Origin of the sequence: Microcoleus anatoxicus (genome assembly GCF_042465725.1) — a bacterium.
GTDB classification, from domain to species: Bacteria; Cyanobacteriota; Cyanobacteriia; order Cyanobacteriales; family Microcoleaceae; genus Microcoleus; species Microcoleus anatoxicus.
On sequence record NZ_CP120853.1, the window covers coordinates 6,339,403 to 6,359,661 of the forward strand.

At 43.3% G+C, this 20,259-nt stretch carries 20 protein-coding genes; 13 read left to right on the top strand and 7 right to left on the bottom strand.

Going from position 1 to position 20,259, the window contains the following annotated elements; translation table 11 throughout:
• Positions 1 to 13: 13 nt before the first annotated feature.
• Positions 14 to 430 carry a hypothetical protein gene (locus P2A85_RS27630; protein ID WP_377476657.1) on the top strand — a complete coding sequence of 139 codons (417 nt, stop codon included), beginning with the start codon at positions 14 to 16 and terminating at the stop codon, positions 428 to 430.
• A 14-nt stretch (positions 431 to 444) separates the two neighbouring features.
• Entirely contained in the window at positions 445 to 801 is a 357-nt protein-coding gene (locus P2A85_RS27635) for a hypothetical protein (RefSeq protein ID WP_377476659.1), read from the top strand.
• 167 nt (positions 802 to 968) lie between these two features.
• On the opposite strand, the gene P2A85_RS27640 is transcribed toward P2A85_RS27635, so the two are convergent.
• Positions 969 to 1,748: a Tat pathway signal protein gene (locus tag P2A85_RS27640; protein ID WP_377476660.1), complete on the bottom strand. Its 780-nt coding sequence runs from the start codon at positions 1,746 to 1,748 to the stop codon at positions 969 to 971.
• Between the two features lie 3 nt (positions 1,749 to 1,751).
• A complete protein-coding gene (locus tag P2A85_RS27645) occupies positions 1,752 to 2,255 on the bottom strand; it encodes a hypothetical protein (RefSeq protein WP_377476662.1) in 504 nt (167 codons plus the stop codon).
• A gap of 154 nt (positions 2,256 to 2,409) precedes the next feature.
• On the opposite strand from P2A85_RS27645, the gene P2A85_RS27650 reads away from it, so the two are divergent.
• From P2A85_RS27650 to P2A85_RS27670, 5 genes are all read left to right on the top strand, one after another.
• Positions 2,410 to 4,110: a hypothetical protein gene (locus tag P2A85_RS27650; protein ID WP_377476664.1), complete on the top strand. Its 1,701-nt coding sequence runs from the start codon at positions 2,410 to 2,412 to the stop codon at positions 4,108 to 4,110.
• A gap of 97 nt (positions 4,111 to 4,207) precedes the next feature.
• The gene (locus P2A85_RS27655; protein ID WP_377476666.1) at positions 4,208 to 4,852 is read left to right on the top strand and encodes an SMI1/KNR4 family protein; all 645 of its coding nucleotides are present in this window, start codon (positions 4,208 to 4,210) and stop codon (positions 4,850 to 4,852) included.
• A gap of 214 nt (positions 4,853 to 5,066) precedes the next feature.
• Positions 5,067 to 6,308 (top strand): exonuclease subunit SbcD, encoded by a 1,242-nt coding sequence (gene sbcD, locus P2A85_RS27660; protein WP_377476667.1) that lies wholly within the window; start codon positions 5,067 to 5,069, stop codon positions 6,306 to 6,308.
• A gap of 104 nt (positions 6,309 to 6,412) precedes the next feature.
• The gene (locus P2A85_RS27665) at positions 6,413 to 7,738 is read left to right on the top strand and encodes an AAA family ATPase (RefSeq protein WP_377476669.1); all 1,326 of its coding nucleotides are present in this window, start codon (positions 6,413 to 6,415) and stop codon (positions 7,736 to 7,738) included.
• Positions 7,735 to 8,595, top strand: a complete 861-nt coding sequence (locus P2A85_RS27670) for a DUF4435 domain-containing protein (protein ID WP_377476670.1) — start codon at positions 7,735 to 7,737, stop codon at positions 8,593 to 8,595. The genes P2A85_RS27665 and P2A85_RS27670 overlap by 4 nt, the downstream gene beginning before the upstream one ends.
• Here the strand turns inward: P2A85_RS27670 and fmt are convergent.
• Positions 8,585 to 9,598: a methionyl-tRNA formyltransferase gene (gene fmt / locus P2A85_RS27675; RefSeq protein WP_377476671.1), complete on the bottom strand. Its 1,014-nt coding sequence runs from the start codon at positions 9,596 to 9,598 to the stop codon at positions 8,585 to 8,587. The genes P2A85_RS27670 and fmt overlap by 11 nt on opposite strands.
• Positions 9,599 to 10,046: 448 nt before the next feature.
• Positions 10,047 to 10,973, bottom strand: coding sequence for an OmpA family protein (locus tag P2A85_RS27680; protein ID WP_377476672.1), 927 nt, complete (start codon positions 10,971 to 10,973; stop codon positions 10,047 to 10,049).
• Positions 10,974 to 11,207: 234 nt separating this feature from the next.
• On the opposite strand from P2A85_RS27680, the gene P2A85_RS27685 reads away from it, so the two are divergent.
• Both P2A85_RS27685 and P2A85_RS27690 read left to right on the top strand, forming a co-directional pair.
• Positions 11,208 to 11,879 (top strand): hypothetical protein, encoded by a 672-nt coding sequence (locus P2A85_RS27685; RefSeq protein ID WP_377476674.1) that lies wholly within the window; start codon positions 11,208 to 11,210, stop codon positions 11,877 to 11,879.
• Positions 11,880 to 11,889: 10 nt separating this feature from the next.
• A complete protein-coding gene (locus P2A85_RS27690) occupies positions 11,890 to 13,899 on the top strand; it encodes an abortive infection protein (RefSeq protein WP_377476675.1) in 2,010 nt (669 codons plus the stop codon).
• A 25-nt stretch (positions 13,900 to 13,924) separates the two neighbouring features.
• On the opposite strand, the gene P2A85_RS27695 is transcribed toward P2A85_RS27690, so the two are convergent.
• Both P2A85_RS27695 and P2A85_RS27700 read right to left on the bottom strand, forming a co-directional pair.
• Positions 13,925 to 15,274: an LCP family protein gene (locus tag P2A85_RS27695; RefSeq protein WP_377476676.1), complete on the bottom strand. Its 1,350-nt coding sequence runs from the start codon at positions 15,272 to 15,274 to the stop codon at positions 13,925 to 13,927.
• Positions 15,275 to 15,289: 15 nt separating this feature from the next.
• Positions 15,290 to 15,463, bottom strand: a complete 174-nt coding sequence (locus P2A85_RS27700) for a DUF6717 family protein (RefSeq protein ID WP_377476677.1) — start codon at positions 15,461 to 15,463, stop codon at positions 15,290 to 15,292.
• A 59-nt stretch (positions 15,464 to 15,522) separates the two neighbouring features.
• Here P2A85_RS27700 and P2A85_RS27705 point away from each other — a divergent pair, with 59 nt between their 5' ends.
• Positions 15,523 to 16,101 carry a Uma2 family endonuclease gene (locus P2A85_RS27705; protein ID WP_377476678.1) on the top strand — a complete coding sequence of 193 codons (579 nt, stop codon included), beginning with the start codon at positions 15,523 to 15,525 and terminating at the stop codon, positions 16,099 to 16,101.
• Positions 16,102 to 16,413: 312 nt separating this feature from the next.
• Here P2A85_RS27705 and P2A85_RS27710 read toward each other — a convergent pair whose 3' ends face one another.
• On the bottom strand, positions 16,414 to 17,496 hold the full coding sequence (locus P2A85_RS27710) for a PIN/TRAM domain-containing protein (protein WP_341732806.1): 1,083 nt from the start codon (positions 17,494 to 17,496) through the stop codon (positions 16,414 to 16,416).
• Between the two features lie 373 nt (positions 17,497 to 17,869).
• Between P2A85_RS27710 and hemW the strand changes: the two genes are divergently transcribed.
• The 3 genes from hemW to P2A85_RS27725 all read left to right on the top strand — a co-directional run bounded on the left by hemW (position 17,870) and on the right by P2A85_RS27725 (position 20,174).
• A complete protein-coding gene (gene hemW / locus P2A85_RS27715; protein ID WP_377476679.1) occupies positions 17,870 to 19,207 on the top strand; it encodes a radical SAM family heme chaperone HemW in 1,338 nt (445 codons plus the stop codon).
• Between the two features lie 331 nt (positions 19,208 to 19,538).
• Positions 19,539 to 19,751: a hypothetical protein gene (locus tag P2A85_RS27720; RefSeq protein WP_377476680.1), complete on the top strand. Its 213-nt coding sequence runs from the start codon at positions 19,539 to 19,541 to the stop codon at positions 19,749 to 19,751.
• A gap of 150 nt (positions 19,752 to 19,901) precedes the next feature.
• Complete coding sequence (locus tag P2A85_RS27725; RefSeq protein ID WP_341732804.1) at positions 19,902 to 20,174, top strand: DUF1830 domain-containing protein; 273 nt, start codon at positions 19,902 to 19,904, stop codon at positions 20,172 to 20,174.
• Positions 20,175 to 20,259: the final 85 nt, after the last annotated feature.

The window sequence follows — 20,259 nt, forward strand, 5'->3', positions numbered from 1 at the left end:
TAGAATCGAAAATATGACCGTTCTAAAAACCATGTATCAAGCAACATTAACTGATGTTTCCTTAGACCCAATATTAGAGCAATTAACGCAACTTGCCCAACTAGAACCTGATTGGGATTCTTATGGTGCATTAGCAGTTTCGCCCGTTGCTTTTGTAAAAGCCTGTCAGTTGCTCATTCATGTTAAATACTCTCTTGCGCCTTTAGTTGGCGATCGGATTTTACCCTATGATGCAGCACCAATTGCTAATGGTAGTCTACAACTGGAGTGGCGGAGTCCACAGGGCAATCTAGAAGTGGAAATTAAACCCGATATGAGTTTCAGCTATCTACTAATTAAGGCAGAAGGAAACGAGAGAAAATTTGAGGAAAAAAACCAGGTGTCATTATCTGAAGTCCTGAATGTGTTGTCTCAGCTATTAATTGAATAAGTCAGGATGAGATAATGCTAGAAGAAATTGCAGATAACGATATCCTTTATCGTCGGATTCCTAACGTACATCTTTATGAGGATGGTACTGTAAAATCAGTTGCTTTTCAGGTTAGAGGAAAACCTGATAACAGTATCTCGGTTGAGTTGGCGAGGCTAACTACTCCCCAGGAAATTTTAGCTCGTGCGAGAAATCCTGACACTACAAAAGTGGGTGTTTTGGTAGCAGGATATGCCCGTTCTTTAGGCTTCATTATCCGACATGACCCATTGGAGGATAATCCAGCTCATTGTCTGATTGAGGGGGAAAACAATAAAATCAAGTGTAAACTTTTGGCTGAGGCTACAACTATTTTAACTTTGCCTGAATAAAGGCGATCGCACAATATTTGAAACAAACAAACACCAAAAAAAACCGCCCCAATCCTATTTGTGGGGCTGGGGCGGGTTTTCGAGATTGTTTGTTTCTGGCGATGATTATTCGTAAAACCCGCCCCTACAGAACGTCGTAATATAGATCGTCGTAATGCTGATTTCCCCTAAAACCTCACCGTCACCAAAATCACCCGCCGAGGCTGATTTTCCGCTTCAATAATATACTCAACCCGCCCAAAACCTTTCGGCCCCGGTTCAACTAAATCATAGCGAGATGTCACCGTACCTGCGGCTGTATCGTATTGAGCAAAAACAGCACCGGGATTTCTCCCAGCAGACGCATCGGCATCTCCTCCCCAAGAGATATTATCATCTATTCGCGATCGCGTTGGTAAGACAGAAGCGGCGATTTCTGGAGGTGTCAATCTTTGATCGGCTAAGACTTTTTGAGCGTTATGAATCGCGCACATTGTCGGCCCGGAAATTTTGGAATCGCTGTATTGATCTTCCCACTTTTGCACGAAGCCAAAGCCAACATTCGGGCCGACTTTCTCCTGTCTTTGCCGGCCCCACAAACTACTGATAGTCGTGTTCCCTGGAACACCACTGCCAGTCATGGCTAATTCGGTTCTTTTGCTAGTAAAATTGCGACTGACAAATTCTTTGTCTGCGGTGCGAATCCGGTTGGCTGCGGCTACCTCTATTTTACTGCTAACATTACTATTACCTTGTAAAATTGGTGAGAGAACGCCGGGGATGGGTTCGGCTGCACAATATTTTTGAATACCGTTAAAAACGCGATCGGCTGATAAAGCACTAATCGGAAATTCTAGGGAAAAAGCCTCAGCAGGTTTGGGGAAAAAGATGCCCGATGTGGCGGAAGCAGCAAAAGAAGCGCCACCCCAGATGACGATCCGATTAAATTGACGGCGGCTAATACTCATAATTTATCTTCTCCCTGGAGAACGTGCCCCCGGCTCAATTTGAGCTTTCATAAACCAGTAGTAACCACCGCAATTTGTGGCTCTAGCACAAAATACTTCTACTGCTAGACTTTTACCACTACTAATATTTACTAGCATTGTATTTACTTGACCGGAATCGCCTGTCTGGGAGGCTACTTGATTTCCGTCAACATAGACATCTATTCGTGCTGGTGGGGCTTGCGAAGTGTCAGGAATTGCAAACTCCAGCCGGAGAGTAGCGGGCCCACCAGGAAGTCTACAAGTCATAGCGGTATTAGGCTCAATATATAAAACAGTCGTGTAAATTTGTCTGCCGACAGAAATATCTTGTTGGTTAGATCTCCAGTTACCCGATCTGGCCACACACTTCAGGTCAGCTAAAGGAATAGGACGCTGGGCCTGTGCCACTTGTGCGCCAACCGTCCCCAACATCACACATAACATCCCAGCGAGGAACAAACCGCTGAGCCACCGCACTCGCTTCATAAAAATATCCTCTCAACACCTTAATGAATTAATATAAAGGATGAGCTGTGTAGGAAAAGTCCTGACTTTGAACAGATGACAAAATCAAAAATGTCACAATTGTACGAAATGTTAGGTATAATGAATGGCGTAAACTCCAGCTTCTCCCTAATGTATGGATATTGCAGAAGTCTTGACCCTGGCAGATCAGCTAATTTTTGCTAAGACGGGAAAGCATTTAGATTATGTGCAAGATGCTATTCTGCGGGGAACATTAGAAGACGCAACTTACACACAAATTGCTCAAGAAGTTTACTCAAGTCCAAGTCATGTCAGAAATGTCGGATCGGACCTTTGGAAAACACTTTCTAAAGGATTGAAAAAAAATATTACTAAAGCAAATTTTAGGGCAGTATTAGAAAATAGTAAAATTTATAATTATCAATCAGCAATCGTTGGCGAAAATGTAACAGTTGGTGAGAATGTAACAGTTAATCATAACCTTAACATTTGTCATGAAAAAGTGCGATCATCGCCCAAAACACCCAAAAACCCCGAACCAACAGCAAAACAGCCCCGCATCGACTTAGGCGACGCACCAGAAATCTCCACATTTTGCGATCGCACATCCGAACTCACCACCCTAGAAAACTGGATTTTAAGCCGCACCCGCCTCATCACCATCTTAGGCTTATCCGGTATTGGCAAAACCGCCCTGACACTGCAACTAATCCCGCAAATTCAACAGGAATTCGACTGCATCATCTGGCGAAGTCTCCGCGACGCGCCACCTCTTCAAACACTCCAAACCTACATAATTCAATTCCTATCGCAGCAGCAAGAAACTAACCCCCCCAACCCCCCCTTATCAAGGGGGGGCGAAGAGATTCAGCCTGCTTCTCCCAGGCGTGGCGAAGAGATTCAACCTCCGTCTCTTTCTCCCCCCCTTAGCAAGGGGGGGCTGGGGGGGGTAATAGACTATAGCGGCGAAGAGATTAAGCCTCCGTCTCCGTCTCCCCCCCTTAGCAAGGGGGGGCTGGGGGGGGTAATAGACTATTGGGGCGAAGAGATTAAGCCTCCGTCTCCGTCTCCCCCCCTTAGCAAGGGGGGGCTGGGGGGGGTAATAGACTATAGCGGCCAAGAGACTCAACCTCTTTCTCCCCCCCTTAGCAAGGGGGGGCTGGGGGGGGTAATCCACCATTTGCGATCGCACCGCTGTCTGATCATCCTCGATGATGTGCAAACAATCTTCAGCAGCCAACAACTAGCAGGAAACTATCAACCGGACTATGAAAACTACGGCCCATTCTTCAAACAAATAGCAGAATCATCCCACAACAGTTGCATAATCTTGCTCAGTTGGGAAAAGCCCAGAGAAATTGCAGCCTTAGAAAGCCACCCGAAAAATTGTCAAACATTGCAACTGAATGGCTTAGGCGAAGCAGCGCGAGAAATCTTCACAAAAAAAGGCTTAGCCGAATCAGAAAACTGGTCAGAATTGATTGAGCTTTACAAAGGCAATCCCTTGTGGTTAAATATAGTAGCTGCTGGAATTCAAGACTTATTTAGCGGCAATGTTACTGACTTTTTATCCTATAATAGCCTAGTTTTAGGAGACTTAGAATACTTATTAGACCAACATTTTCAGCGGTTGTCAGAGACGGAAAAACAAGTAATGTCCTGGTTGGCCAATCAAAACAAACCAGTCGAAATCTCCAAAAAGCCAGCCCTGCTCGAATTATCCCCTTCAGAATTCCTCAAAGCCGTCGAATCCTTGAGACGGAGGTTGTTAATCGAAAAAGTCCAAAAGGGCGATCGCACCCTCTTCCAACTGCAACCAGCCATCGCAGAATACATAAAAGAGCGCATCAAATAACCGCCCTTAGTTGAGAATTTAGGATTTTTCACAGCAACCTGGTTTTGGGGATTTTGCTATAATTTGTATCATGTAACTTAAATGCCGATGAGCTTATATGGACAACCACTTGCGGCCCCAAACTCCTCTCGTCAGCACCTTTGCACAAACCTTAGAAAATTGCTATCCCGATGCGCTAAGTTTACTCAATCCCGGTGTAGCAGAAACAGAAATCGAATTATTCAAAAATCGTTACCAACGGGAACTTCCTCAAACATTCTACGATTTTTACCGCTGGTGTAATGGTTCAGCCTATGAAAGTTTAGAGGATAATTGGCTGTTTCCTTTCGAGCATGGTAGGAGTCTTTTACCTTTAGAATGTATTGCGAAGGAGAAAGATTTTTGGGATGGGGAAAGCAAAGTTAGTTTCTCTGAATGGAAACCAGGGGAATATTGGAATGAAGCATGGATTCCGTTTATGAAAGTAGATAGTTGGTGGCTGCGGGTTGTGGATACTGAAGGCTGTTTCGGCGGTATTCCCGGACAAATCATCAGTTTTGACTACAAGAGTTATCCGTTTAGAAGTATTGAATATGATTCCTTTGACAAGTGGCTGGAAACTGCGATCGCGAAAATTGAGTCTGGGTTGTTGTTTAAAGAGTTTCATGAAATCGGGTTGGAGGAGGATAAGGCAATATTTGCGATGGAAAAACGGATCAATCCCCAGCGCCGCAGTATTGAACTAGAACCCAACAAAGTGTAAAATTAAGATGGAGTTGATAGTTGCACTTTGAATCACGACTAATACCAATTTTTTATGAAGCTGCATAGAATTCGATCCCCCCTAACCCCCCTTAAAAAGGGGGGGACAAGAGTCCAATCAAAGTCCCCCTTCTTAAGGGGGATTTAGGGGGATCGGAATATGTGCAACTTCACATTAAATTGGTATAAGCTAACAACCAATCACCAATAACAAAATGATTAAAATTTTACACCTTTCAGATATCCACATGGGAAGCGGCTTTTCTCACGGGCGCGTCAATCCCGAAACCGGTTTAAATACACGCTTGGAAGACTTCGGAAATAGCCTGAGTAAATGTATGGATAGAGCGATTTCTGAACCCGTAGATTTAGTCATATTCGGCGGGGATGCTTTCCCCGATTCCACGCCACCACCGTTTGTAAAAGAGGCTTTTGCGCGTCAATTTAGCCGCTTGGTGGACGCGCAAATTCCGACGGTTTTGCTAGTGGGAAATCACGATCAACATTCCCAGGGACAAGGTGGGGCGAGTTTGGGGATTTATCGGACTTTGGGTATACCTAAGTTTATTGTAGGCGATCGCCTGGATACTCACCGCATCGAAACCCGCAACGGCCCGGTACAGGTGGTAACATTACCTTGGTTAACGCGATCGACTTTAATGACTAAATCAGAAACCGAAAACCTTTCCGTGGGGGATGTTAACCAATTATTAACCGAAAAACTGACGATCGCACTTGAAGGAGAAATTCGCCGTCTCGATCCAAACATCCCCACTGTACTTTTAGCACACTTAATGGCAGATAAAGCCAGTTTGGGTGCAGAGCGTTTTTTAGCAGTGGGAAAAGGCTTTAATATTCCCGTCTCCATGTTAACTCGTCCGTGTTTCGATTATGTGGCTCTCGGCCACGTTCACAAACACCAAAATCTGAATGCTTCTAACAATCCGCCTGTAATTTATCCGGGAAGCATTGAACGGGTTGATTTTAGTGAAGAGAAAGAAGATAAGGGGTTTGTGCTAGTTAATTTGCAACGGGGCCAAGCTGAGTGGGAATTTTGCGCTTTACCGGTGCGGAAATTTCAGACAATTAAGGTGAATGTGGCTGAAGCGGAAAACCCGCAAACTGAGTTGGTGAAAGCGATTGGGAAGAAAGAGATAACTGACGCGGTGGTGAGATTGATCTACCAATTGCGATCGGAACAATTAGACTTGATAGACAATGCAGAATTGCACGCACTTTTGAGCGCAGCGCACAGCTACACAATTCAACCGGAATTAATCAGTCAGTTAGCAAGGCCGCGGTTGCCCGAATTGAATGCTAATAATAGTATAGACCCATTGGATGCTTTGAAAACTTATTTGGCAAGTCGTGAAGATTTGAAGGATGTTGCGGAGAGTATGTTGGAGGCGGCGCAGGGTTTGTTGGGAGGGAAAGAGGAATTTGTGGCAGATTTTTAGGTAGGGGAATTATTTAACCGCAGAGAGCGCAGAGAACACAGAGGAAGAGAAGAGAAATAGGAATAATTTCAATACTAACGGATTTGATATAACTAGAGGGAAAAATGAGAATCAATAAGATTTCAGTCACCAAACTTTTTGGAGTTTTCAACCATCCGGTTTCCTTGAACAGGGAAGATAGAATCACGATTATTCACAGTCCGAATGGATTTGGCAAAACAGCATTACTCAGGCTCATTAATGGATTTTTTAATTCACGTTACTCAGAACTTCGGACTATTCCATTTGCAGAATTTACAATAGACTTTGATGATGGCAGTCAAGTGCAAGTAACTAAATCTATCGATCGAACCAATGAAAATAAAAAAGACGAAGAATTAACGTTTCATTTTAATCGCCCTGGTGCAGAAGTAGAGATATTCTCACCAGATTTGTTAACACATCCAGGAGTAAAACTGGATTTCCATTTAAGTGCTACAGAGGACGAAGTAAATTCAGTAATTCAATTAGGGGATCAAAATACAATTACGCAATTATTCCCAAGACAAAATATTGCCATGTCCTTTATTGAAGATTTTACAAATTTAGCAAGGAGGCTTAAGCAAGAACCAAAGTGGCTGTCAGAATTAAAAAGCTCGATAGACATTCATTTTATCGAAACTCAGCGTTTGTTAACTCCGTCAAGTGTTCCTGAAGCAGCGGTAGACACGAAACACCCCTCAATGATTCCATCGGTTAGTATATATTCCCAGGAACTTGCAGAAGAGATTCAGGCAAAGCTGGCTGAATATGGTGCATTGTCTCAATCCCTTGAAAGAACCTTTCCCGCAAGAATTTTCAACAAAAAAGCACCCTCTAACCTAACAGAAGAAACACTTCGCGACAAATTAAATAAAATTGAGGAAAAGCGTTATCGTCTCATAGAAATTGGTCTTTTGGATAAAGACGAAAATCCTGATTTTCAAATCGAACAACATATTGATAATACCACCAAAAATATTTTGTCGGTGTATGTTGAAGATGTAGAACAAAAACTCATGGTTTTTAAGGAACTCGCTACTAAAATAGAACTTTTTACAAGAATTATTAAACAGCGATTTCTCTATAAAAATATGAGCATCAGTAAAGAGAAAGGTTTTACCTTTACAACGGCGGGTGGTAAGCCTTTGTCGCCGACAGACTTATCTTTCGGAGAACAGCATGAACTGGTAATGGTTTACGAGTTATTATTCAAAGTTAAACCTAACTCGCTGGTTCTGATTGACGAACCAGAAATTTCGCTGCATATAGCATGGGAAATCGAGTTTCTCAAAGATTTGCAAGCAATTATTAAGCTGGCAAACTTTGATGTTTTATTAGCAACTCATTCTCCAAGCATTATAGACGATCGCTGGGATTTGACAGTGGAATTAGCAAGGCCAGTTGAATGAAAGAACATATTAACCCTAGCTACATTGCCAACCAAATTCGCCTGCTGAGAAATCAACCTAAATTCACTGAACATTCTTTTCTAATTGCTGAGGGAGATACAGATGCGCGGGTATGGAAAAACTTGGTAGACTCAACAAAGTGTCGTGTGGAAATTGCCCATAACAAGGATAATGCTGTGAAAGTGCTCAATATCCTTGAAAGAGATAACTTTGCTGGTGTCTTGGGTGTGGTTGATGCTGATTTTGATATATTAGAAGGAACTGTTCCACTCAGTCCGAACTTGCTGTTTACAGATACTCACGATTTGGAAACTATGCTGCTGAAGTCGCCAGCACTTGAAAAGGTGCTTTTGGAACACGGTTCGGAAGACAAAATCAAGGGTTTTGGTAAAGATGTTCGCCAGACTTTATTGGAAAGTGCCAGGATTATCGGTTATTTGCGATGGGCTTCGCTGAAGTTTGATTATTGTTTAAGATTTGAAGATTTAGCTTTTAATAAGTTTATAAATAAGGAAACATTGGCATTAAATGAATCCGACTTGATGAAAGCCGTGAAAAATAACTCTCAACAACCGGGACTTAATGAGACAGAAGTTAAAACAAAGATGGATAGCTTAAAAACAAATGCTCACGATATGTGGTATATTTGTTGTGGTCACGATATGATTGCTATTTTGTCGATCGCACTTTGTAAAGCATTAGGTTCCTGTAACTCCAAGCAGGTTGAATCCAATGTACTAGAAATAAATTTAAGGCTAGCCTATGAGTCTGCTCATTTCCGGCTGACAAAACTTTATATAGCGATTCAGACATGGGAACAAACTAATCAACCCTTCGAGGTTCTACCTAACCCTTAACCTCCACACCACCAAAAATCTCGCCCGCAGCCAATCGAGTTCCATTGGCAAAATCCACCCCAGACTGCACTTTTTTACCAGCTAACTGCACCTCCCGTAATAATAATAAACCATTGCCAGTTTGGACGATCGCCCCTAAGCCCTTCACAAGCTTCACAACCGCCCCATTCTCCCCTGACAACTGGGACAAAACAGGCCATTCCCGTTCCAAAACCCTCAACTCTGGCGGTAATTGTAGCCAATATTCTGGCCCGACTGGCGCTGTAGCCATCACCTTCAGAGAATTGCCGCGAAAAGTCGTCGTACAATCGGGGTGAAAACCCCTAACTTGATTGTGAAGCGCGATCGCACTTTTCGACCAATCCAACACAAAATCAACACCCTTAATCATCGGCGCATAAGTCGCTTCTGCCTCATTTTGAGGAATAGCTTCTATTTTCCCATCCCTGAATTTAACCAAAGTTTCCACCAACAAATCCGCCCCAATTTCTGACAGCCTATCTCCCAAAGAATCAGCATTATCCAACAGCGTAATTCCCGCAAAATCCTTCAACAACATCGCCCCAGTATCCATCCCCGCATCCATCAACATCGTAGTAATTCCAGTTTCCTTTTCTCCCTCATAAAGACAGCGCTGAATCGGTGCCGCCCCGCGATACTTGGGTAAAATTGAACCATGAACGTTGACGCAAGCTATATTAGGAATATCCAGTATTTCTTGAGACAGAATCTGACCGTAAGCTACCACTACAAACACATCAGCTTCCGCAGCCCGCAGTTGGGCAATTGTTTCGGTATCTTTCTTGATTCGCGAGGGCTGCAAAACTGGGAGGCTGTGATTTAAAGCCGCCATTTTGACTGGTGAAGGCATCAATTGATTGCCTCTTCCCCGGCGTTTATCCGGCTGAGTGACAACAGCTACCACCTCGAATTCGGGATGAGTTAGCAGGCTGGATAAAGTAGGAACCGCAAATTCTGGAGTGCCAAAAAAGATAATTTTCATATAAATTTGTAATTGGTAATTGGTAATTTGTAATTGGTAATTGTTATTAGAACCAAAAACTAACAACGAACAATTAACAAAAAATAACCAACAAATGACTACTGACTAATGACTACTGACTAATGACTACTGACTACTGACTAATTGCTACTGACTAATGACTAATGACTAATGACTACTGACTACTGACTAATGACTACTGACTACTGACTAATGACTACTGACTACTGACTAATGACTACTGACTACTGACTACTGACTAATTGCTACTGACTAATGACTACTGACTACTGACTAATGACTACTGACTACTGACTACTGACTAATTGCTACTGACTAATGACTACTGACTAATGACTACTGACTAATGACTACTGACTACTGACTAATGACTACTGACTAATGACTACTGACTAATGACTACTGACTACTGACTAATGACTACTGACTACTGACTAATTGCTACTTCAATGCGGCGATTGCGCTGCCGATTGGCATCGGAACCATTATCCACCGAAGGGCGACTGTCTCCATAGCCGATCGCCACCCAATGATACTTCTCCCCAAGCACATTAGACAAATAGTTCGCCACCGCCTGAGCTCGCGCAAAAGACAAATTGCGATTATCCACCGCTTCCCCCACATTATCAGTGTGTCCAGAAACCTGTACAGTCGCCCCCTGGTAATTGCGCAAATCCGCCACCAAATTATCTAAAATCGCATTGGTTCCCACGCGCAAGGAAATACTGCCAGTATCAAACAAAACATCGCTAGGCAAAGTTACCATCAGCGCATCCCCTGCAAACACGGGATTATCGCTTGGTTGTGCCTCCGTCACGGGCTGTGGAGTAGGAGTCGCGCCAATGGCGGGTAAAGCCGGAGTGGGTGTGGTGGCTGTTTCCGGTGATGCTAATTCCCGCGACATCAACTGCAATCGTTTTTCCAAGGTTTCCGTCGGGCGACTGCTACCCAACTGGCTTTCCAAAGCAGCCGTGCGCCCGATGAGGGCGTTTAACTCTCCCTGTAACTTTCTCAAATCTGACTGCAACTTTTGTTTGACGGCGGGATTGAGTTGCGACTGCGGGCTCGGCGTAGTGGTTGGTGTTGGTAGCACCGGAATTTGCTTGGCTCGTGGGCTTTTCGCACCGGGGGTCAAATTTTGAGTAAGACGCAGGAATCTCTCGGCTAGGGGCATTTCTGTGGCGCTAGATGGGTAAATTTGGGCGATCGACATTCCCAAAACCCAGGCAAAACCGCCACCTACCCCCAGCAGTAACAGTCGAAAAATCAGCGATAGTACGAAAACACCTTTCCCCCGCGACTTGGGGACGCGAGTTGGGGGAATTGAAGGTTTTTGGTTAAAAGATGCCGTCATGGCTCCTCCCTCTCGGTACACTTACAATATCAATTTTGATACTATCATTCGATTTTAGGTTTAAGATTTGAGATTTGAGATGAAACATAAACAATCATTCCTTTGGGGTAGGCATCCTGGGTACTCTTGACAGCTTTTTTGCCAGATGTCTATTTTAGATGTGGGATTTTAAATCTGACGATTTTAGATCGGAAATCTGTTAGATAATGCAATATAACTTTTGGAAAAAACTCCATGAACGACCCTTTAAATAGCCCTTATCCCGTTCCTTGGGAATGGATCACCACTACTCATGCTAAAGTTAGCTCGACTATGGGTTCTGGCGTCCGCTACTATCGCAGTCCTTCCCTAGTTTCGGTTAATGGTGAATACGCCGCTTACAGTCGCATTGAGTTACAAGTGCAGCCGGAATTATTCCAGTGTCGAGTTAGTAGTGTCATGTTTGTGGAAAATCTGAAAACGGGGGAACTGCAAACCGTGGCTGCTGCTTCGCCACTGGCTGAAAGCGGGTTTTACGCTACTGACGAAACTGATATGTCTGGGACGATCGCCATTTTAGTACCAGTTGGTTGGAATCAAACAGGTTCCCACCTCCTCGCCCGCGAATTTGAAGCCATTTTCTGTTCTTCGGATATGTCTGACTACGCTGTCATCTGGGACAAAAATGATAATTACACCTATACTGTTGCTCCCGCTCGCAGTCTTTACACTCATGCTGTATTGTTGGGTTGGAGTCAAGTTTGTCCAGGACAAGTTTTGTTCCGCGCTGGCAATTTGGGGGAGGGAACTTGGCCTCTTTGTGCCGTTGATACGACCGGCCAAACCGTAGCTGTCAACGACGATAGAGCCCTAGTTTTCGGCACGCAAACTAGCACGGACTGGACGGAACCTAAAACTCGTTTTTAGTTATTATTTTATGACAGTATCTGTTGTTGCATGGCCCCAGAATATTCTGCTGTCAGGTCAATTGTTAGACAAATTAGTTGTTGGCATTGGCTTGATAATTTTGACTGTAATTTGTTCGTTAACCGCTTTTATTTTTATGATGATTTTCATCAAGTGGTTGCAGGCGAATTTCCAAAAATACCGACAAGATTTAATGCCGCAATTCAGAAAAAATATCAGCCATGACGCGGTTAATATATTTGAAGAAAACAGCAATGTGCCGCCATTGCAACCTGGGGAAAATCTCTACAAAAATTCCCCAGCCATCGCCCATTTATATCAGCCCATCGCTCTTTGGTATGGACGTTTAATTTTGCCATCAAAGGAACAACGGCAACCCTACGGTTCGGTTTTTTTTGAAGTATTTAACGCACCGAGAAAGTATCAAAACTTTATCGGTAAAATAGTTAATTTAAAATGGAGTACCAATCGCGAAGTTCAATTTTTTGTCCACGCTGTCACCCAAGATATTAACTTCACCAAACAGGTGGAAGATAGTAAAAAAGCGGGCAACATCCATCCAGATAGATTGAACGGATTAGCCAATGTCGGCCCTTTAGAAACTCTGGCAGGTAGTAGACTAGAAGACAACGTGACAGTGATGCTGCGACGTCCAGCGATCGCTATTCATTATAGCAGCAGCGATCGCTATGAACTCACCATCGAGCGCGAACCAGTACAAATTATCGGACGTTGGTGCGCCCTCGTCTCAATTATCCAGCGAAAAAAACCCAACAGTGACAAATTTATTGTCCGTCACTTTAACAAAAAATCTCAACAGTTTGATGGCCCTGCCGAAATCATTCGGATTCCCCAAGTCAAGCCAGACAAAAATGGAGTAGCGAGGTCTACAAATCACCAGATCGAAAAATCCCCATTAAATCCCGAAGGCTGGTACATTTACGGCGAAAAAGGTCCAGACAATATTTTTGTTGTCCAAGCAATCGAACCCCGAAAAATCACCAAACTAATCCCCGATGAAACACATTTTGGACTGCCCAAATCCCTAGCTTATTTAAACAGCAAAAATTGGCAAAATACACGCCAGCAAAAAGGGCAAGCCAAGATAGTATTGTTATCGTCGTCAACAGAAGCAGAAAACGATCGTACTTCCCCTTGGGAAGAAGGAGATATGGGTATCGTGATTCACTGTTTCGGCGGTATCGGTGGCAAAAAAGCCGAATTCGCCCCCCTGGGAATTGTCACAGGACATTTTGCTTTTGGCATAGCCAAAGTAGTGCGCGATCGATTTACCAATGAATTACGTTTTGACATAGAATACAAACAAGTGTACGCCCACAATCCCGACGGAATTATCGCCGGTGCGAGCAAATGGCAAAGTTATATGGGAGACTTGGCAAGAGGTTGGTTGGGCGATCGCCCAGTTTGCGATATCATTTGTAAATTAGATTGCGTGTGTCTTGACTACCACTTCGACAGCATCCAATTGTCACCTTTAGACGAATTAAACCAGCAATTAGATATCATGATGGCGCGTTATCGCAGCGGAGACGGTACCGGGGCGAGTTTAGTCACCCCTGCAACTTCCTGCGTGCAAGATTCCAGTCAAGCAATTTACGCTACCATCAAAAAAATCACTGCCGAAGTAGAATCAAATCCTCAGATTCAAGACTGGCTAAAAACCCATCCCACCGACGCACAAACTCAAAGATTTCAGGAATTAATAGCTTTAGGCAAAAGTTTAGAAAAAATCTTAATTCCCCTGGGCATTGTCCGTCCCGATTGGCGCAAAAACGCTAGATTAGTGGGGATTCGTGCTCACCCTAAAAAAACTCACTTCCGCCGTCTAACTAATCCAGTAAAAGCTGCGATTAGTTACCGGACCATGTTACCCAGACGCACCCAAGATGAACTTGCCAAAATATTATTAAAACAAGCATCATTCCTCTGGATAATTAGGACAAATCAAGTGGGCGGCTTTGATGCTAATATTGAGCCTGTCCCACCGACAAGGATTTAAATATTTGAGATTATAGCAAGTCTATTTAAAATCTTTTTATCCAATCTTCACCAATGCGAACTGTCAAATCAGAATCGATTTCACCAGTAGAAGCTGCCTCAATTTTACCATCCCCTAATGCTTTTTTAAGCATATTTGCTCCATCTAAATCACCTTGCTGGACAATAATTTGGCTTTGAAGCTGCTTGTCTGGCCAATCCGGGACTACCGATACATTAGAAAAGCCTTTTTTTCGGAGAAATGCTGCCACATTTTTAGCTGTTTTGGGTTGACTATTCGCGTTTTGGATAGCAATTTTGAGGTTGGTTGGTATAGCAGAATTGCCAGGATTGCGAAATCGTCCTTGGGTGAAATCCGATGTGCCTTGCTTGAAATATTGTGTCATAATGCGATCGCGCCCCGTCTTATCTAAAATCCAATAACTCCTAGAATCCCCTTCTGCTGAACTAGAACGCCCTGGCAACATCACCATTTTAAAATTATCTGGTTCTAATTGCAAACTAAAATTGGCCAGGGTCAATATTTCCTGAAAGTTCAAATTAGTATTGACATATTTTTGCATGACTCGAATAATTTGTGGTATCTGGGGTAATACCGATGGACTTCCGAGGCGATTTCGCATCGCTTGAATCAAAGATTGCTGGCGTCCAATGCGGCCGATATCTCCCAAACCGTCATGGCGAAATCTAGCAAATTGCTCTGCTTGTTCTCCGTTGAGAGTTTGCCAGCCCTGTGCTAATTTGATGGTTAACTTTTGAGCATTATCTTGATAGGACATGGTGTGAGGTACAAATACTTCAACTGGTCCCAATAAATCGACTAATTCCCGCAAGGCACCGGTGTTAACTCGCAGGTATCTATCGATAGTGATATTGTTCAGCATACTGCTAATTAATCGTAAGGCTAAGGCTGAACCTCCTTTAGCATTTGCTTCGTTAATTTTGCTGAAGCTAATTCCGGGGACTTCGATTTTTGTATCTCGCGGAATCGAAAGTAAATTAATAGATTTATCTCTAGGATCGATGCGGACTAGGAGTATTGTATCGCTGCGCCCGTCAAATTTTTTCGGGGAGTTTAGAGAAGTTTTGGGTACGCGGTCAACACCCATGATTAAGATATTAATTGGCCGTGAGAGTCGATCGCCCGCAGCAGAGGATGAGATATCATTAAACCCTGTAGCGTCTAAGACTTTACTCATTATTTGCGGTTCCACGGGGGCTAAGAGTGCGCTAATTGCCGCGATCGCTGCGGAGACTGCTGCTAGGATCGACAGCACAAATACCCCAAATAGATACAGGGTGTTTTTGGGCTTGTTTCGAGATAGGCGATCGACTGGTTTAAATAAGTTTCTTGTAAAGATCGACAAGTTTTTCATTGACTTGTTTTTAAATTATGGTATTTTTTCAGCTTTGCAGTATAATTTCGGCGGTGCTGTGGTAAAATATTTGAACAAAGCTGGACAAAGCCAGCCTTCCATATTTTTCGATTCCCACCGATACCAGTTGCCGCCGTATTCTTCTCTTAACAACAACATTTCTGCTTGATATCCGGGAAAAGGATTCATACATTATATTATGCGGTCTGCTACGATTGTGGTGAAATCTTTCCCAAGCTGACAATTTTATGGTTGTAAGCAAAAGTTGCACTTACGTCTCTCCTGAAGATTATTTAGCAAGCGAGAAAATCAGCCAAATCAAACACGAGTATAGACAAGGTGAAATCTATGCAATGGCTGGAGCAAGCAAAGCTCATGTGATTATTACGGGAAATATAGGAACATTACTGAGAAATCATCTTCGGGGTACTGGCTGCATACCTTACATTGCAGATCTGAAAGTTATGCTCAATACATCAAATTTTTATTATTATCCTGATGTAGCGGTGAGTTGTGATGAACGGGATAAAAATGCTGCGGAAGATTTCCTTTGCTATCCGCGCCTAATTGTCGAAGTTCTGTCGCCGACAACAGAGGCTTTTGACAGAGGTGAAAAGTTTGCTGATTACCGCGCTTGTGAAAGTTTACAAGAATATGTCTTAATTAATCAAGAAAAAGTTGGTGTTGATTGTTTCCGCCGGAATCCAGAGGGTTTGTGGGTGCTTTATCCTTACATTCAAGGGCAAGAAGTTGAGTTAAAGAGTGTTAATTTTAAATGTGCGATCGCCTCAATATATGAAGATGTCATCGGGCTTGGTTTATTTTAACTAAGGGCTATTTTTTTTTCCCAGCTTTCCAAGTGCCACCATAGGCGTACAAAGGATTATTTTTACTTAGGGATTCCCAACACTTAAGACATACAAAAAACCACAGCCCCGATTCATCATACCGCACACGGTAGAGAATCGGGGCTGCTAGGAAACAAAGATCGCAATTTTTAATCCTAATTGCTCTAGCCATGTTATACCAAATCCTCTCTTCACCGGAATTATTAAACTCTCTCTTCTCTTCCTTCGCGTCCTTAGCGCCTTCGCGGTTAAATCACCTGACGATACAACCGGAATTGATATTACTTTATGTTAAGCAATAACCGACTCTTGAGGGCGGGCAAAAATCATTCTGCCTGCGGTTGTTTGCAGGGCACTGGTAACAACAACTCTAGCTTCAGCACCAACGTAGCTGCTACCAGCTTCCACGACAACCATTGTGCCGTCATCCAAGTAGCCAATTCCTTGAGAAGGTTCTTTGCCTTCTTTGCGGATTTTGAGATCGATGGTGTCTCCTGGTAAATAAGTGGGACGGACGGCTTGAGTCAAATCGTTAATATTCAAAACAGGCAGTTTTTGAACGGTAGCTACTTTCGATAAATTGTAATCGTTGGTGAGCAAAATGCCGTCGATATCTAAAGCAAAACGGACTAATTTGGCATCGACTGTGGCAATATCTTCGTAGTCAGCCGAGTGAATTTGAATCCGTTCTGGATAAGTTTCTTTGATGCGGTTGAGAATATCTAAGCCGCGTCTACCTCGTACTCGTTTTTGGTCGTTGGCGGAATCAGCTATTACTTGCAATTCTTGGAGAACGAATTGGGGGATGATAATTTGACCTTCGAGAAAGCCGGTTTCTAGTAGATTTTCAATTCGCCCGTCAATAATGCAGCTTGTATCGACAACTTTGGCACTGGCTGGTTTAAAAGTACCCTCAGCCATTAACACTGTGGTGTCTAAGCTTTTGGGGTTGATCAGTCGCAGGAAAGCGCGGCCGTGGGTGTCGGTTAAGCTGACTCCTGTAAAACCGAACATGACGCTACCTAAGACTGCGACTAGAGGTTTGATGAAGCCAAACTCGCGGGGAATTGGTAGCAGGAACAGGGGGGCTAGCATTAAGTTGGCTACTAGGAGTCCGATGATTAAGCCGATCGCCCGTGTCAGCAGCATTTCCACCGGCATATCGCGGAATTGCTTTTCTACCCGTCGGTAGGTAGTTTGAGCCACTAATCCTAGCACGAAGCCGATTAATGCCCCAAAGGCGCCGAGTACGGAACTTAAACCTTGTATATTTGTAACTTGTTCCAACAAGTTAGTGGGTAGGAGCTCGACTCCATAAAAGCCGATGCCTCCGCCTGCGATTATGAATGAGATAATTATGATTGCGTCTAGCATTGTTCGAGGTTAATGAATTTGTTTACATTATATCTTTCCCGTGCGGATAGTTTTTTCTGGCTTTCGGACGGATATCGCTATATTTACTGATTAATTTTCATAAACTTATTTTTCGCGCTTGTCACTTTTGGGGGATGTGCGATCGCCCTGTAGGCCATTAGTCGCCGGCGATCGCATCTACAAAATTGCTCGATGGGGGCGGATGCGGCGGTCGCTTCGGGAATTACTGCTACTCAAAACAGTTTGTGGTTAAACTGAAATAGGCGATCGCCTATTTCTCATTCAGTTAACAAACTGTCATAAAATACATAATTATTATTGAAATTTTAATTAAAAGTTAAGATGAGAAATTACAATTTTCAGGTGATCTTGAATGAAAAATACCACAGATTATTTAACATTTGAAGGGGACAAAGGGGTGCAAAGGGCAAATTATGGGATTCCCAGTTCGGCTTACCTGCACATACCTTTTTGTCGTCGCCGCTGTTATTACTGCGATTTTCCGGTGTTTGTAGTGGGCGATCGCAAAAATGGCGAGAATTCCGGCACAATCGTGCAATACGTAGAGGTCCTAGGTCAAGAAATTCAGAAAACGCCAAATAAAGGGTCAGCCCTGAACACAGTTTTTTTTGGTGGCGGTACACCTTCCCTGCTGTCAGTGAAACAATTAACCACTATTTTAGAAACTCTCGACAGCAAATTTGGGATTGCTGCTGAGGCGGAAATTTCTATAGAAATAGACCCAGGTACCTTTAGTTTAGAACAGTTGCGGGGATATGTAGCCGCGGGAGTTAATCGAGTTAGTTTGGGTTCCCAAGCTTTTCAGGATGAATTGTTGCAAGCTTGCGGGCGATCGCACTCTGTGGCTGATATTTTTGCATCAGTAGAAATAATTCGAGCCACGGGTATAGTCAATTTCAGTTTAGACCTAATATCGGGACTGCCGCACCAAACGGCTGATGAGTGGGAAGCTTCCCTGAGATCCGCCGTAGCAATTTCCCCCACTCACCTGTCGAGTTACGACTTAATTATTGAGCCCGTCACAGCTTTCGGCCGCTATTTTCAAGCAGGGGAACAACCCTTGCCTGCGGATGAAACCGCTGCTCAAATGTACCGTTTAGCGCGAGAAATTCTCACCGGTTCTGGATACGAACATTACGAGATTTCCAATTATGCTCGGCCCGGTTATCAGTGTCGTCACAACCGCGTGTATTGGGAAAATCGCCCTTATTACGGTTTGGGAATGGGGGCTGCGAGTTATGTGGATGGAGTGCGGTGGACGAGACCTCGCAAAACTCAAGAATATTATGAATGGGTGCGATCGATTTCTCCCATCGATTCCCAGGATGATGCTGAATCGACAATTAAGCAAAATTTCCCCCGGTCAGAAAATGAAGTTTTATTAGAAACCTTAATGTTGGGTTTGCGTTTAGCAGAAGGGCTGAGTTTGTCAGAGTTAGCTGATAAGTTCGGTCAAAAAACCGTTGAGAAAATTTGGCAGTCTTTGCAACGGTACTCGCGGCAAGGGTGGGTGGAAATTGTGGCTTCTGATGGGGCGATTCCCGACGGGATAGCTTCGGTTCACACAACTTTAAATCAGGGCAAACTGCTACGGCTGTCCGGGAATTTGAGGTTAAGCGATCCCGAAGGTTTTTTATTTTCCAATACTATATTGGCTACTTTATTTAACAAGTTACAGGAGAATATATAGCGGTTCTCAAGTAAATTATTGCTGGGTCTAGGGCGTGTTTTCTTTCGTCTTAGATCCCACCAGCCCTAGGGGCTGGGGGGGAGGGTGTAGGGCATAGTTTCTTTTTCTTCCTTATTCCTTGTCCTACCCGAACGAATAACAAAGAAGTCGAGTATCTCAAATGGGTTCACTGCTTTTTAAATTGATCCCTATACTTTTAACAGAAAGCAGGATATTGTTTAGATCGATTCTGAAAAAAAGTCAAAGATTAAGTCAGCCTTAAGATAGACGCAGGGTATTTAATTTTGATGCCATAATTTATAGGAATGATTTAAAAATAAAAAGTAATTTAATGAACACTCTACTTCTAGACCGCAATCAAATTGCAAACAAGCCCAAAATTGTAATTGCGAAACGCCATTGCAATTCTATTTCTAAATGTACTTTTTGCCATCACTATCAAATCCAAACAGGTTCCTTTGGTCAGTGCCAATTGTTGAGCGCACCTGTTATGGGTGCATGGGAATCTTGTTCTTTAGGTACGCCTGTCTTTGCACAAGCTTGACAGTAAATTAAGAAGTTTAAAGACAAATTAAACCGTTGAAATACCTAGGGAAATAACATAATTATTGCCATTTTAAAAAAATTGTGTTAGCTTGGTAAGTGTCAACTTTTTGATTAAATCACCTCCTTGCAAAAATAGCAACTTAAGAACATGAATTTAACAATTAACTCCGTAAATTCCGATCCCTCTGTAAAGATTCTGTGTTGGTATATCAATACTACTAACAAGATTCAAATTGCTCGGATTACCAATATTCCTGATTGGTATTTTGAGCGCACGGTATTTCCGGGAGAACGTTTGTTGTTTGAAGCACCACAGCACGCTGAGTTGGAAGTTTCCCGGAGTACGGAGAGTGGTGCAATTGTGTGCGATCGCATTGGGTGCGATCGACTACAGGTTGAAGAAGTAAGTACACTTGATTAAAAATCATTGCCAAAAGCCAGTGACACAGGCCCAAAAGCCTGTGAAATCAGTCTGGCCCAGGCAAGATGGCTGTGAATTACTCCAT